Genomic DNA, 13559 nt, shown 5'->3' with positions numbered 1-13559 from the left:
TGATTATTTAGAGTACAACTCAACGATTAACTGCTCCTTGATGTTCTCAGGAATGTCCGCACGGTCAGGGCGGTGGAGGAACTTACCAGACTTTGTCTGCTGATCCCACTCTATCCAAGGGAACTGGCTGTGATTGCGACCTGCGAGAGAATCCTCAATAACCTCAAGAGACTTTGACTTCTCGCGAACACCAATAACCATACCTGCCTTTACAGAGAAAGATGGGATGTTTACAACAGCACCATCAACTGTAATGTGCTTGTGACCTACAAGCTGACGAGCAGCGCGACGTGTAGGAGCGATGCCGAGACGGTACACAACATTGTCAAGGCGGCTCTCAAGGAGCTGGAGGAGAACCTCACCGGTGATACCGTCAGCCTTTGCTGCCTTCTCAAACAAGTTACGGAACTGGCGTTCAAGCACACCGTATGTGTACTTGGCCTTTTGCTTCTCTGCCAACATGACACCGTACTCAGACATCTTGCGACGGCGGTTGTTGCCATGCTGTCCAGGAGCGAAGTTTCTCTTGGACAAAACTTTTTCTGAACCGAGGATGGCTTCGCCAAAACGACGGTCAATTCTTGATTTCGGACCTGTATATCTAGCCATAATTGCTATTTATAATAATATGTAAAATTAAATCAGGGATTATACGCGACGACGCTTTGGAGGGCGGCATCCGTTGTGTGGAAGTGGAGTAACATCAACGATTTCTGTCACTGCGATACCACAAGAGTGGCAAGCGCGGATAGCAGATTCACGACCGTTACCCGGTCCCTTGACATAAGCCTTAACCTTGCGAAGACCAAGGTCATAAGCTACCTTTGCACAATCCTCTGCTGCCATCTGAGCTGCATAAGGAGTGTTCTTCTTTGAACCGCGGAATCCCATCTTACCAGCTGAAGACCAAGAGATAACCTGACCCTCGCCATTTGTAAGAGAGATAATGATGTTATTGAAAGAGCTGTGTACGTGAAGCTGACCTACAGCGTCAATACGCACGTTTCTTTTCTTAGTTGCTGTTTTCTTTGCCATGACTTTACAATCTTTTAAGCGTTATTACTTAGTGGCCTTCTTCTTGTTAGCAACAGTCTTCTTCTTACCCTTACGTGTACGAGCATTGTTCTTTGTGCTCTGGCCACGGACAGGAAGACCGTTACGGTGACGGACACCACGATAGCAACCAATATCCATCAGTCGCTTGATATTCAACTGGATCTCTGAACGGAGATCACCTTCTACCTTGAATTCAGCGCCGATAATTTCACGGATCTTAGCTGCGTCATCGTCTGACCACTCATTAACCTTAAGGTCACGGCTGACACCTGCTTTGTCCAATATCTTTGCTGAACTACTTCGACCTATACCATAGATATAAGTCAATGCGATTTCGCCACGCTTGTTCTGGGGCAAATCTACTCCAACAATTCTTATTGCCATTGTTTGTTGATAAATGAATAAATAATAAACATAATGGGTACATACCCAAAAATCCGAATTGCAAAGTTAGTAAAAACTTTTGCAATTACGAATTTTCAGAGTGATACATCCAAAGTTTTTTAACTTCTGCGTTTGAGTTTTAACGTATATTAAAAACTTAACCCTGACGAGTCTTGAACTTAGGGTTCTTCTTGTTAATAACAAAAAGACGTCCCTTGCGACGTACGATTTTGCAGTCAGGAGTACGCTTCTTCAAAGATGCTCTTGTCTTCATTTCATTAATTTATTTAAGATTCCTTATTTGTATCTGAATGAAATTCTGCCTTTGGTGAGGTCGTATGGAGACATCTCCACCTTGACTTTGTCACCAGGAAGAATCTTAATGTAATGCATTCTCATCTTGCCGGAGATGTGTGCAATGATTTCCACACCGTTTTCAAGTTCCACACGGAACATTGCATTTGACAGCGATTCTATGATTCTACCGTCCTGCTCAATAGCCGATTGTTTTGCCATATCAATATATTTCGCCTTCTAAACGTTCTATTTCTTCAAATGATGATAATATCTCAGACTTACCGTGCCGCACCACTATTGTGTGTTCAAAATGAGCAGCCGGTTTATGGTCAAGTGTTGCTATGCCCCACTTATCCGGAAGAAGTCCAATTTTGCGTTCCCCCATTGTTATCATAGGTTCTATGGCTATACACATCCCGTTTTTGAGAGTTATGCCATTTCCCCTTCTGCCGAAATTAGGAACCGTAGGAGCCTCATGCATTTCTTTCCCTATGCCATGACCAGTCAGTTCCCGTACAACTCCGTAACCTTCTGCCTCACAACAGTTTTGAACTGCATAGCCTATGTCTCCGATTTTCTTTCCTGCAGTAGCGACTTCTATTGCCTTATACAAGGAGTCTTTTGTGGTTCTAAGAAGTCTTTTGACATCTTCATTAACCTCTCCTACACAAAATGTGTAAGCGGAATCGCCACAAAAGCCATTAAGAAGCGTTCCACAATCAATGGAAACAATATCACCCTCCTTAAGTATTTGCTTCTCTGAAGGGATTCCATGGACAACACAGTCATTTACAGATGTGCATATAGATGCCGGGAAGGGATCTCCATAAGGATTGGGGAAATTCAGAAACGTTGGTATTGCGCCATGGTCTCTGATGAACTCCTCCGCAATCTTATCCAGCTGAAATGTTGAAATACCGGGGATAACGTGCTTGAACAACTCAGCGAGGGTCTTACCAACGAGTTGGTTAGCCTCTCGCATGAGTTGTATTTCTTCTTCTGTCTTGAGAAATATCTCCATATCTCAGATTAATATGCAGCTACGCCACCATTGCGCGTGCGTCCGCTCTTCAACAATCCATCATAGTGGCGCATCATCAAATGAGACTCAATCTGCTGGAGTGTGTCAATGACAACACCAACGAGAATCAAAAGAGATGTTCCTCCGAAGAACTGTGCGAATGCCTGCTGTACATTAAGAAGCCCTGCAAGTGCCGGCATGACAGCTATGAATGCAATAAAGATAGCACCAGGGAGTGTCATGCGTGATACAACAGTGTCAATGTATTCAGCTGTATCATGTCCTGGCTTCACACCCGGTATGAATCCGTTATTACGCTTCATATCCTCTGCCATCTGTGTAGGGTTAAGAGTAATTGCAGTATAGAAGTATGTGAACGCTACAATGAGAAATACATATATCGCATTGTAAAGAAGACTTCCGGTGTCCATAAGCTGGCGAAGACCTGCTGATGCTCCATCCGATGTAAAGCCTACCAACGTAAGCGGTACGAACATCAATGCCTGAGCAAAGATAATAGGCATCACATTAGCTGCAAAAAGCTTCAATGGGATATACTGACGTGCACCACCTATCTGGCGTGCTGCTCCACGTCCTTCCACACGCTTGGCATACTGTACAGGCACTTGACGAGTAGCCTGTGTAAGAAGTATTGCCGCGCATACCACAGCATACAGAATCAGAATCTCGACGATAAGCATCACAATACCACCACCGGAGATAGCGGTAAAGCGAGATGTGACTTCCTGTACGAATGCCTGTGGCAAACGAGCAATGATACCAAGCATAATGATAATGGACACACCATTACCTATACCCTTGTCAGTGATACGTTCACCAAGCCAAAGAATAAACATGGAACCTGCAGCAAGGATAAGTGAAGCAGGAATTATGAATACCTGCCATGAAATACCTGATGCCAGTGCATCCATAGCCTGTGTTCTGAGGTTAATCAGATACATAGGCGCTTGGAACAGAAGGATGGCAACCGTGAGTACACGAGTGTACCAACTGATTTTCTTACGGCCACTCTCACCTTCACGCTGCATCTTCTGGAAATAAGGTACAGCGACAGCGAGAAGCTGCATTACGATTGAGGCTGAGATATACGGCATAATACCAAGCGCAAAGATTGATGCGTTGGAGAATGCACCACCAGAGAACATGTCAAGGAGCGACATAAGTCCACCGCTTGTCTGTGACTGGAGTTTCTCAAGCTGTCCGGGATTTATGCCCGGAAGCACTATGAAAGAACCAAAACGATATATTGCGGTGAACAGCAGGACGATGAGGAGCCGCTGACGCAGATCCTCAATCTTCCAACAGTTCTTTAGTGTCTCAATGAATTTTTTCATTACTTAAATAGTTGTTGTGTTACCACCCTGTGCCTTGATAGCCTCTTCTGCTGTCTTTGAGAATGCATGCGCCTCCACATCGACTTTAACAGTCAGCTGTCCCATGCCAAGAATCTTGACAAGTTCCTTGCCGTTTGTCAGACCGGCTGCAACGAGTTCGTCAATGCCAATCTTTGAAACATTCTGCTTCTCTGCAATCTTCTGGATAGTAGAGAGGTTGACAGCAAGATATTCTTTGTGGTTGATGTTCTTGAAGCCGAACTTAGGCAGACGACGCTGCAAAGGCATCTGACCACCCTCAAAACCGATCTTACGCTTGTAACCAGAACGAGACTTAGCACCCTTGTGACCACGTGTAGATGTGCCACCAAGGCCGGAGCCTGGACCACGTCCGATACGACGACGTGAATGTGTAGAGCCTGCAGCTGGGGTCAAATTATTTAATTTCATAATCGTGTCTATTTAAAAGATAATTATATTAATTACTCAACAACGGTCACCAAATGGTGAACCTTACGAATCATGCCACGGAGAACAGGAGTATCCTCACGCTCTACAACCTGAGAGATTTTGTGAAGACCAAGGGCCTGCAGTGTGCGCTTCTGATCGATAGGAGCGCCGATTCTACTTTTAGTCTGTTTGATCTTTATTGTTGCCATAATTATCCTCCTTATCCCTTAAATACTTTTTCCATACTGATACCACGCTCACTTGCGATTGTGCGTGCATCACGCATAAGGCTGAGAGCCTTGATTGTTGCTTTCACAAGGTTGTGTGGGTTTGAGCTGCCCTTTGATTTTGCAAGGACATCTGTCACACCGGCACTCTCAAGAACTGGACGCATAGCACCACCGGCTACAAGCCCTGTACCTGCTGCTGCAGGCTTCAGGAATACCTGAGCACCACCGTAACGCACCTCAATTTCATGAGGAACAGTACCATTGATTACAGGAACCTTTACAAGATTCTTCTTTGCAGCCTCTGTACCCTTTGTGATGGCTGCGGTAACCTCACCGGCCTTGCCGAGTCCACAACCGATTGAGCCCTTACCGTCACCTACAACAACGATGGCAGCGAATGTGAAGGTTCTACCACCTTTTGTTACCTTAGTAACACGGTTAATGGCAACGAGCTTGTCTTTGAGCTCTGACTCACCACTTACTTTTACTTTATCAATTGCCATAATTGTTTATTAGAAATTAAGTCCACCATTACGAGCTGCGTCAGCAAGCTCTTTTACACGACCATGGTAAAGGTATCCGTTACGGTCGAAAACTACAGATGTGATACCTGCCGCCTTGGCATTCTCAGCTACAAGTGCACCTACCTTTGCTGCCTGCTCCTTCTTTGGCATAGCCTCAAGACCGAGAGAAGAAGCTGAAGCGAGAGTGCAACCTGTCAGGTCGTTGATGACCTGTGCATAAATCTGCTTGTTGCTACGGAACACGCTGAGACGTGGACGCTCTGCTGTACCGCTTACATTCTTGCGAATTCTATATTTGATTTTGATTCGTCTTTCTACTTTCTTTGTTGTCATAATCGTTAATCTTTTTAATGATTATTACTTAGCCGAAGCACTCTTACCAGACTTGCGACGGATAACCTCACCCTGGAAGAGAATACCCTTACCCTTGTAAGGCTCTGGCTTACGGAATGAGCGAATCTTTGCGCAGATAAGACCGAGGAGAGCCTTGTCGCAGCACTCAAGCATGAGGAGTGGGTTCTGGTTACGCTCTGACTTTGTCTCAACCTTCACCTCAGCCGGGAGCTGGAGGAAGATAGGGTGAGTATAACCAAGTGAGAACTCGATAAGGTTACCCTGGTTGGAAACACGGTAGCCGACACCAACAAGCTCAAGAGTCTTCTTGTAACCTTCACTTACACCGACAACCATATTGTTGACAAGTGAACGGTAAAGACCGTGGAAGGCATTACGCTGCTTGTAATTCACCGGGCTGGTCTCATCAACTTCAAATGTGATGTGGCCATCCTCTACCTTAACGATTATGGATGAGTCAACTTTCTGTGACATTTCTCCCTTTGGGCCCTTGACAGCTACTACACCATCATTAAGAGTTACAGTTACACCGGCAGGGATAGCTATTGGCATTTTACCTATTCTTGACATTGCTGTTCCTCCTTAATTAATAGACATAGCAAAGAACCTCGCCGCCAATCTTAAGCTCTGCAGCCTCTTTGTCTGTCATAACGCCCTTGGATGTGGACAGGATTGCTATACCCAGTCCGTTAATAACACGTGGCATGTCCTTGTAACCGGTATACTTACGGAGACCTGGTGTGGAGACACGCTTAAGGCACTTGATTGCGTTTGCCTTTGTTGTTGGATTCCATTTCAAAGCGACCTTGATAGAACCCTGAGGACCGTCCTCAACGAACTTGTAGTTAAGGATGTAACCCTTCTCGAAGAGAATCTTTGTGATCTCTTTCTTCAGATTTGACGCAGGCACTTCAACGACACGATGATGAGCCATGATTGCGTTTCTGAGTCTTGTCAGATAATCTGCTATTGGATCTGTCATAATAAAAAAGTTTAATTAATCGGGACTGCCCCGACAATATTAAAAGATTAAAAGGTTTAATTGATCGGGACTTTCCCGACAATATTAAATTGCTTTCAAGCTAAAGCGTCATACGCAAGAAACGCGGACGTTTGTGGAGGCCTTCAAGCTTTATGAAGTCTGCCCTCCCTCACAAAAGAGGGAGAGCAAGGACTTTTATGTGCGGACGATTACCAGCTTGCCTTCTTGACACCAGGGATGAGACCGGCAGAAGCCATCTCACGGAACTGGATACGGGAAATGCCAAACTGGCGGATGTAACCCTTTGGACGACCGGTGATCTTGCAACGGTTGTGGAGTCGGATAGGGTTGGCATTCTTTGGAATGCTCTGGAGCTTGCGAGCAGCCTCGTATGCTTCAGCAAGATCATCGGTAGTTGCGATAATCTTCTTGAGAGCAGCGCGCTTCTCAGCGTAACGAGCCACCAGGCGAGCACGCTTCACTTCACGTGCCTTCATTGATTCTTTTGCCATATCTCTTAATCGTTTTTAGCGTTCTTGAATGGAAGACCGAATGCTTTCAGGAGGGCGAATCCCTCTTCGTCAGTCTTTGCTGTTGTGACGAAAGTAATGTTCATACCCTGGATGCGGTCAACATTATCAATATTTATCTCAGGGAAGATAATCTGCTCCTGGATACCAAGAGTATAGTTGCCACGGCCGTCAAACTTTGACTCGATACCCTTGAAGTCACGGATACGAGGAAGAGCGATGCGGACGAGCTTCTCAAGGAATTCATACATGCGCTCACGACGGAGAGTCACCATAACACCGATAGGCATCTTCTTACGGAGCTTGAAGTTCGCGATATCCTTTTTAGAATATGTAGCGACAGCTTTCTGACCTGTAATAGTTGTTATCTCGTTGATAGCGACCTCGATGATCTTCTTGTCCTGAGTTGCATCACCAAGTCCCTGGTTAACAACAATCTTTGTCAACTGAGGAATCTCCATTGACGAAGAGTAGTTGAACTGCTTCTGGAGTGCCGGAGCGATTGTCTCGGCATACACCTTCTTTAACTGTGCTGTTTCCATTACTTGATTTCCTCCCCTGACTTTTTAGAGATGCGGATTACATTCTTGCCCTCATGCTTGATTGATACGCGAGTAGCCTTGCCACTCTTTGGATCAATGAGACTCAGATTTGAGATATGAATAGAAGCTTCCTGCTCAACGATACCACCCTGTGGATTCTTGGCACTTGGCTTCTGGCTTTTCTTAACCATATTCACACCTTCAACGATTGCACGTTCTTTTTCAACGAGAACCTGAAGTACTTTGCCTGTCTTGCCCTTGTCCTTGCCGGCAAGAACGATGACAGTATCGCCTTTTCTAATATGTAACTTTGTCATTTTTCTGTAACTTTTAATTATTAAAGAACCTCAGGTGCCAGAGAAACGACCTTCATATTAACCGCACGAAGCTCACGAGCAACAGGTCCGAAAATACGGCTGCCGCGAAGCTCACCGGCATTATTGAGCAGTACGCATGCGTTGTCATCGAAACGGATGTACGAGCCATCTGCACGGCGAATCTCCTTCTTTGTGCGGACGATCAAAGCCTTTGATACTGCACCTTTCTTCAAATCACTTGATGGGATGACATTCTTGACAGCAACGACGATAACGTCTCCCACACTTGCGTAACGGCGCTTGGTGCCACCAAGGACACGGATGCAGAGAGCCTCGCGTGCACCGCTGTTATCACATACTGTAAGTCTTGATTCTGCCTGTATCATATTTACTTAGCTTTTTCAGTTATTGAAACTAATCTCCAGCGCTTTGTCTTGCTGAGAGGACGTGTCTCCATGATTAGCACTGTATCGCCCACATGAGCTTCGTTCTTCTCATCGTGTGCATGGTATTTCTTTGTCTTCTGGACAAACTTACCATATATAGGATGCTTCTCCTTGAACTTGGCAGCAACAACGATGGACTTGTCCATTTTGTCGCTGATAACAACACCCTGTCTTGTCTTTCTTAAATTTCTTGTTTCCATCTTGGATAATTGTTATTTGTTAAGTTCTCTTTGACGGAGTACTGTCTTCATACGTGCTATGTCACGACGAGCGCCCTTAATCTGAGATGGATTCTCGAGTGGAGTGATAGCGTGGTTGAGCTTCATCTGCTGAAGAGCAGCCTTTGCTGTCTCGAGCTTCTCGACCAATTCCTTGGTCTCGAGTTCATTTACTTCTTTAATCTTCATAATTATGCGTTCTTGTCGTAGTCACGACGAATAATAAACTTACACTTAACTGGCAATTTCTGAGCACCGAGACGGAGCGCTTCCTTGGCTACTGCGAAAGGTACGCCCTCTACCTCGAAGAGGATGCGGCCCGGAGTAACCGGAGCTACCCATCCTGCAACATCACCCTTACCTTTACCCATTCGGACATCGGCAGGCTTGCGAGTGATAGGTTTGTCAGGGAAGATACGGATCCACACCTGTCCTTCACGGTTCATATAACGGTTAATCGCCACACGGGCTGCCTCAATCTGACGGCTGTCAATCCACTTTGGCTCAAGGGTCTTGATGCCGAACGAACCGAAAGCGAGCTGAGTGCCGCGGTGAGCGTTGCCCTTGTTACCACGACCGTCTTGCGGTCTTCTGTATTTTACTCTTTTTGGCTGTAACATGATAGACTCTACTTTTAACGGTTATTGTTTCTCTTGCGGTTACCGCCTCTACCAGAGCGTGGACTGTTAGAACGGCCGTTGCTCTGCTTCTCCTGTGTGAAGTTAACGGTAACATCCTTCTTGCCATAAACTTCGCCACGGCAAATCCAGACCTTGATACCGAGAATACCCACCTTGGTGAGAGCCTCTGCCTGACAGTAATCTATATCTGCACGGAATGTGTGGAGTGGAGTACGTCCTTCCTTGAGCATCTCCTTACGAGCCATTTCGGCACCGTTGAGACGGCCGCAAATCTGGACCTTGATTCCCTCTGCACCAGCGCGCATAGTGTTGGCAATAGCCATCTTGATAGCACGACGGTAAGCTACTTTACCCTCGATTTGGCGAGCGAGGTTAGTTGCTACGATTGTCGCGTCAAGATCCGGCTTCTTTACCTCAAAGATATTGATCTGGATGTCCTTGTCGTAAAGCTTCTTGAGCTCTTCCTTCAGTTTGTCGACATCCTGGCCACCCTTACCAATGACAATACCCGGACGGGCTGTGCAAATAGTGATGGTGACAAACTTCAATGTACGCTCGATGATGATGCGAGACACGCTGGCCTTAGCGAGACGCTCATTAAGATACTTGCGGATTTTCTGGTCCTCAACGAGGTTGTCTCCGAAGTTCTTGCCACCGAACCAATTTGAATCCCAACCACGGACGATGCCGAGGCGGTTAGCTATTGGATTAACTTTCTGTCCCATACTTGATTAATTGTCATTAGTTTTTGCATCTACGAACAGTGTCACGTGGTTAGAGCGCTTGCGGATACGGTAGCCGCGACCCTGTGGCGCAGGGCGCATGCGCTTCATTGTGACACCCTCATCAACGAAGACCTTAGAGATGTAGAGTTCACCATCCTCAGCCTTACGATCATTCTTTATTTCCCAGTTAGCAATAGCAGAACGGAGAAGTTTCTCAACGTCAGCGGATGCTGCCTTCTTTGAGAATCGCAGCACGCCGAGCGCACGGTTAACTTCCATGCCACGCACCATATCTACGACGTAGCGCATCTTGCGTGGTGAAGAAGGGCAGCCGTTAAGCTTTGCGAAGTACAAATTCTTCTGGGCTTCTTTTCTTGCTTTAGCAGCGTTATGTTTTCTTGCTCCCATTTTGTTTCTTATGGTTTTGGATTGTTACGCCTGCTTACTTGCGGTTGCCTGCGTGACCGCCGAAACGGCGTGTTGGCGCAAACTCACCAAGCTTGTGGCCTACCATATTCTCGGTGATGTAAACAGGGATAAATTTGTTACCGTTATGAACAGCCACAGTGTGACCCACGAAATCAGGTGAGATCATTGAGGCTCTAGCCCAAGTCTTTACAACATTCTTCTTGCCGCTCTCATTCATGGCGAGAATCTTCTTCTCAAGAGAAACGTTGATGTATGGACCTTTTTTTAATGAACGACTCATAATTTACTCAGTTTGCTAATTAATTACTTCTTGTTAGCTCTCTCAATGATGTACTTGTTAGAAAGCTTCTTAGGTGCGCGTGTCTTCAAGCCCTTAGCGTAGAGACCCTTACGTGAACGTGGGTGACCACCTGACTGACGGCCCTCACCACCACCCATTGGGTGATCGACAGGGTTCATGACAACACCACGGTTGTGAGGACGACGGCCGAGCCAGCGTGAGCGGCCTGCCTTACCTGAACGCTCGAGAGCGTGATCAGAGTTGCCTACAGAACCTACAGTTGCCTTGCACGCAGAAAGAATCTGGCGTGTCTCTCCGGAAGGAAGCTTGATAACACAGTAACGACCCTCACGGGAAGTCAACTGAGCAAAGTTACCAGCCGAACGGACAAGCAGAGCGCCCTGGCCAGGACGGAGCTCGATGTTGTGGATCACTGTACCCACCGGTATGTTTGCCAGAGGGAGAGTGTTACCAATCTCAGGAGCTGCCTCCGCACCTGACATCAGAGTTGTGCCAACCTGAAGTCCGTTAGGAGCGATAATGTAACGTTTTTCACCATCAGCATAGTAGAGAAGTGCTATGCGAGCTGAACGGTTTGGATCGTACTCGATAGACTTTACTACTGCCGGAACACCATCTTTCTCTCGCTTGAAGTCGATGAGACGATACTTCCGCTTGTGACCGCCGCCCATGTAGCGGACTGTCATCTTACCGGTGTTGTTTCGACCACCGGTGCTACGCTTACCGTAAACGAGAGACTTCTCTGGCACGGATGCAGTAATATCCTCGAACGTGCCAATAACCTTGTGTCTTTGACCAGGAGTAACTGGTTTTAATTTACGTACTGCCATTTTATTTTAGATATTGCTATAAAAATCAATAGACTCACCCTCTTTAAGAGTGACGATAGCCTTCTTGAATGCGTTTTTCTGGCCCTTTACAAGACCGGCACGAGTATAGCGTGAAGAACGCTTGCCTGCATAACGCATTGTGTTCACATCCTCTACTGTAACATTGTACTGTGCTTCAACCTCTTTCTTTATCTCAAGCTTGTTAGCCTCAGGACGCACAATGAAACCGTAACGGTTAGGCTTTTTCTCAGAAATCTGGGTCATCTTCTCAGTGACCAGTGGTTTAATAATGAATGCCATACTATAGTGTCTCCTTTACTTTACTTGTTCAAGATATTGTCGATAGTTGCGAATGAAGACTCTGCTATCACGAGCACATCTGCGTTAAGCACTCCGTATGCATGAATGTTGGCAGCCGCCTGAACCTTCATCTTCTGTACATTGCGTGCAGAGAGATATATGTTCTTGTTCTCAGCAGGGAGGACGAAGAGAATCTTCTTTCCTTCTACGCCAAGGTTCTTTGCGATAGCAAGCATCTCCTTTGTCTTAGGAGTCTCGATGTTGAAATCCTCAACAACAACGATTGCATTTTCCTGCGCCTTGTATGAAAGTGCGCTCTTACGTGCAAGAATCTTTGTCTTAAGGTTGAGCTTTGTGCGATAGTCACGTGGACGTGGACCGAACACGCGTGCGCCACCAACGAGCACAGGTGAGTTAATGTCACCGCGACGAGCACCGCCGCCGCCCTTCTGACGGCCAAGCTTGCGTGTTGAACCGGACATCTCTGAGCGCTCCTTAGCCTTGGCTGTTCCCTGACGCTGATTGCCGAGATACTGCTTAACATCGAGGTAAAGCACGTGATCGTTTGGCTCAATTCCGAAGATAGATTCGTTTAACGTAACCTTTCTTCCGGTCTCCTGACCTTTAATATCTAATACGTTAACTTCCATTATTTCTGAATTAAGACTGTTGAACCATTATAACCAGCAACAGAACCCTTAACAATGATAAGATTCTGCTCAGGTATCACCTTTAACACTTTGAGGTTCTGAGTTGTCACACGCTCATTTCCCATGTGGCCACCCATGCGCATTCCCTTGAACACCTTTGCAGGGTAAGAACAAGCGCCGATAGAACCCGGCTTACGGAGACGGTCATCCTGACCGTGAGTAGCCTGACCTACACCTCCGAAACCATGACGCTTCACAACGCCCTGGAAACCTTTACCCTTTGAAGTGCCGACAACGTCAACGAAAGTAGCGTCGTTGAACAGGTCAACAGTGATTGTGTCTCCGAGGTTATACTCCTCTTCAAACTTGAACTCGGCCAAGTGCTTCTTTGGTGTTGTACCAGCCTTCTTGAAGACACCCATCATAGGCTTGCTTGTACGAGACTCCTTAGCCTCAGCAAAACCGAGCTGAACAGCCTTGTAGCCGTCCTTCTCGACAGTCTTCACCTGAGTAACAACACAAGGACCAGCTTCGATAACAGTGCACGGTACATTCTTACCGTCGGCACTGAAAACGGATGTCATTCCGATTTTTCTTCCAATTAATCCTGGCATTTCAATTTAAAATTTAATAATAATATGTGTAATTTTATTTATTTTCAGACCTGACTTTCCAGCCATCTTCTTCCAAAGGTGCATATATACGCAGAAACAGAACCACCAAAAGAACTTTCATCTTCAAGCTCTAAGGCGTTCATTTTCAGCGGGTTGATAACATAAGTCAGCGCAAACCACACCTTTTACGATGCAAAGATACGAAATATTTTATTCATATGCAAATATTTTTAAAAGTTTTTCATGGTATCATTACTAAAGAGTTAAAGAGTCAACCCGCAAGTGCAATTGTTTTTGCAAAGTTACATAAAGAATTTGAAAAACTCCCTTACCGGCGTAGAGAATTTCAGTTTTTCCCTTGGT

General features: G+C 46.0%; 27 protein-coding genes. All 27 read right to left on the bottom strand.

Annotated features, from left to right (window positions below):
- Positions 1-3: 3 nt before the first annotated feature.
- Positions 4-609, bottom strand: a complete 606-nt coding sequence (rpsD, locus tag HPS57_RS11550) for a 30S ribosomal protein S4 (RefSeq protein ID WP_172183217.1) — start codon at positions 607-609, stop codon at positions 4-6.
- A gap of 39 nt (positions 610-648) precedes the next feature.
- Entirely contained in the window at positions 649-1035 is a 387-nt protein-coding gene (rpsK, locus tag HPS57_RS11545; protein ID WP_172183207.1) for a 30S ribosomal protein S11, read from the bottom strand.
- A 24-nt stretch (positions 1036-1059) separates the two neighbouring features.
- The gene (gene rpsM, locus HPS57_RS11540) at positions 1060-1440 is read right to left on the bottom strand and encodes a 30S ribosomal protein S13 (RefSeq protein ID WP_135940180.1); all 381 of its coding nucleotides are present in this window, start codon (positions 1438-1440) and stop codon (positions 1060-1062) included.
- A 157-nt stretch (positions 1441-1597) separates the two neighbouring features.
- Positions 1598-1714 (bottom strand): type B 50S ribosomal protein L36, encoded by a 117-nt coding sequence (gene ykgO / locus HPS57_RS11535; protein WP_135940179.1) that lies wholly within the window; start codon positions 1712-1714, stop codon positions 1598-1600.
- A gap of 23 nt (positions 1715-1737) precedes the next feature.
- Positions 1738-1956, bottom strand: coding sequence for a translation initiation factor IF-1 (gene infA, locus HPS57_RS11530; protein WP_135940178.1), 219 nt, complete (start codon positions 1954-1956; stop codon positions 1738-1740).
- A 1-nt stretch (position 1957) separates the two neighbouring features.
- Positions 1958-2758, bottom strand: coding sequence for a type I methionyl aminopeptidase (gene map / locus HPS57_RS11525; RefSeq protein ID WP_172183205.1), 801 nt, complete (start codon positions 2756-2758; stop codon positions 1958-1960).
- A gap of 8 nt (positions 2759-2766) precedes the next feature.
- Positions 2767-4113 carry a preprotein translocase subunit SecY gene (secY, locus tag HPS57_RS11520; RefSeq protein ID WP_172183203.1) on the bottom strand — a complete coding sequence of 449 codons (1347 nt, stop codon included), beginning with the start codon at positions 4111-4113 and terminating at the stop codon, positions 2767-2769.
- Positions 4114-4116: 3 nt separating this feature from the next.
- The gene (gene rplO, locus HPS57_RS11515; RefSeq protein ID WP_135940175.1) at positions 4117-4563 is read right to left on the bottom strand and encodes a 50S ribosomal protein L15; all 447 of its coding nucleotides are present in this window, start codon (positions 4561-4563) and stop codon (positions 4117-4119) included.
- Between the two features lie 32 nt (positions 4564-4595).
- Entirely contained in the window at positions 4596-4772 is a 177-nt protein-coding gene (gene rpmD, locus HPS57_RS11510; RefSeq protein ID WP_135940174.1) for a 50S ribosomal protein L30, read from the bottom strand.
- 11 nt (positions 4773-4783) lie between these two features.
- Positions 4784-5296, bottom strand: a complete 513-nt coding sequence (gene rpsE, locus HPS57_RS11505) for a 30S ribosomal protein S5 (protein WP_172183201.1) — start codon at positions 5294-5296, stop codon at positions 4784-4786.
- A gap of 9 nt (positions 5297-5305) precedes the next feature.
- Complete coding sequence (gene rplR, locus HPS57_RS11500; RefSeq protein WP_172183199.1) at positions 5306-5650, bottom strand: 50S ribosomal protein L18; 345 nt, start codon at positions 5648-5650, stop codon at positions 5306-5308.
- A gap of 24 nt (positions 5651-5674) precedes the next feature.
- Positions 5675-6241, bottom strand: a complete 567-nt coding sequence (gene rplF, locus HPS57_RS11495; RefSeq protein ID WP_172183197.1) for a 50S ribosomal protein L6 — start codon at positions 6239-6241, stop codon at positions 5675-5677.
- 16 nt (positions 6242-6257) lie between these two features.
- Positions 6258-6653, bottom strand: a complete 396-nt coding sequence (gene rpsH, locus HPS57_RS11490; RefSeq protein ID WP_135940170.1) for a 30S ribosomal protein S8 — start codon at positions 6651-6653, stop codon at positions 6258-6260.
- Positions 6654-6862: 209 nt separating this feature from the next.
- Positions 6863-7165, bottom strand: coding sequence for a 30S ribosomal protein S14 (gene rpsN, locus HPS57_RS11485; RefSeq protein WP_135940169.1), 303 nt, complete (start codon positions 7163-7165; stop codon positions 6863-6865).
- A 5-nt stretch (positions 7166-7170) separates the two neighbouring features.
- Positions 7171-7725, bottom strand: a complete 555-nt coding sequence (rplE, locus tag HPS57_RS11480; RefSeq protein ID WP_135940168.1) for a 50S ribosomal protein L5 — start codon at positions 7723-7725, stop codon at positions 7171-7173.
- Positions 7725-8042: a 50S ribosomal protein L24 gene (gene rplX, locus HPS57_RS11475; protein WP_135940167.1), complete on the bottom strand. Its 318-nt coding sequence runs from the start codon at positions 8040-8042 to the stop codon at positions 7725-7727. The genes rplE and rplX overlap by 1 nt, the downstream gene beginning before the upstream one ends.
- A gap of 20 nt (positions 8043-8062) precedes the next feature.
- Positions 8063-8428 (bottom strand): 50S ribosomal protein L14, encoded by a 366-nt coding sequence (rplN, locus tag HPS57_RS11470; protein WP_135940166.1) that lies wholly within the window; start codon positions 8426-8428, stop codon positions 8063-8065.
- A 2-nt stretch (positions 8429-8430) separates the two neighbouring features.
- Positions 8431-8688, bottom strand: a complete 258-nt coding sequence (gene rpsQ, locus HPS57_RS11465) for a 30S ribosomal protein S17 (protein ID WP_135940165.1) — start codon at positions 8686-8688, stop codon at positions 8431-8433.
- A 12-nt stretch (positions 8689-8700) separates the two neighbouring features.
- A complete protein-coding gene (rpmC, locus tag HPS57_RS11460) occupies positions 8701-8895 on the bottom strand; it encodes a 50S ribosomal protein L29 (RefSeq protein WP_135940164.1) in 195 nt (64 codons plus the stop codon).
- 2 nt (positions 8896-8897) lie between these two features.
- Complete coding sequence (rplP, locus tag HPS57_RS11455) at positions 8898-9326, bottom strand: 50S ribosomal protein L16 (protein WP_135940163.1); 429 nt, start codon at positions 9324-9326, stop codon at positions 8898-8900.
- Between the two features lie 14 nt (positions 9327-9340).
- A complete protein-coding gene (gene rpsC, locus HPS57_RS11450; protein ID WP_135940162.1) occupies positions 9341-10072 on the bottom strand; it encodes a 30S ribosomal protein S3 in 732 nt (243 codons plus the stop codon).
- Between the two features lie 6 nt (positions 10073-10078).
- Positions 10079-10480: a 50S ribosomal protein L22 gene (rplV, locus tag HPS57_RS11445; RefSeq protein ID WP_135940161.1), complete on the bottom strand. Its 402-nt coding sequence runs from the start codon at positions 10478-10480 to the stop codon at positions 10079-10081.
- A 34-nt stretch (positions 10481-10514) separates the two neighbouring features.
- A complete protein-coding gene (rpsS, locus tag HPS57_RS11440; RefSeq protein WP_135940160.1) occupies positions 10515-10781 on the bottom strand; it encodes a 30S ribosomal protein S19 in 267 nt (88 codons plus the stop codon).
- Positions 10782-10804: 23 nt separating this feature from the next.
- Entirely contained in the window at positions 10805-11632 is an 828-nt protein-coding gene (rplB, locus tag HPS57_RS11435; protein WP_135940159.1) for a 50S ribosomal protein L2, read from the bottom strand.
- 6 nt (positions 11633-11638) lie between these two features.
- Positions 11639-11932 (bottom strand): 50S ribosomal protein L23, encoded by a 294-nt coding sequence (gene rplW / locus HPS57_RS11430; protein WP_172183195.1) that lies wholly within the window; start codon positions 11930-11932, stop codon positions 11639-11641.
- Positions 11933-11952: 20 nt separating this feature from the next.
- Positions 11953-12582, bottom strand: coding sequence for a 50S ribosomal protein L4 (rplD, locus tag HPS57_RS11425; protein ID WP_172183193.1), 630 nt, complete (start codon positions 12580-12582; stop codon positions 11953-11955).
- Complete coding sequence (rplC, locus tag HPS57_RS11420; protein WP_135940156.1) at positions 12582-13196, bottom strand: 50S ribosomal protein L3; 615 nt, start codon at positions 13194-13196, stop codon at positions 12582-12584. The genes rplD and rplC overlap by 1 nt, the downstream gene beginning before the upstream one ends.
- Positions 13197-13559: the final 363 nt, after the last annotated feature.

This window comes from Palleniella intestinalis (genome assembly GCF_013166595.1).
Taxonomy (GTDB): domain Bacteria; phylum Bacteroidota; class Bacteroidia; order Bacteroidales; family Bacteroidaceae; genus Prevotella; species Prevotella intestinalis.
This window is presented reverse-complemented; position numbering and strand designations above follow the sequence as displayed.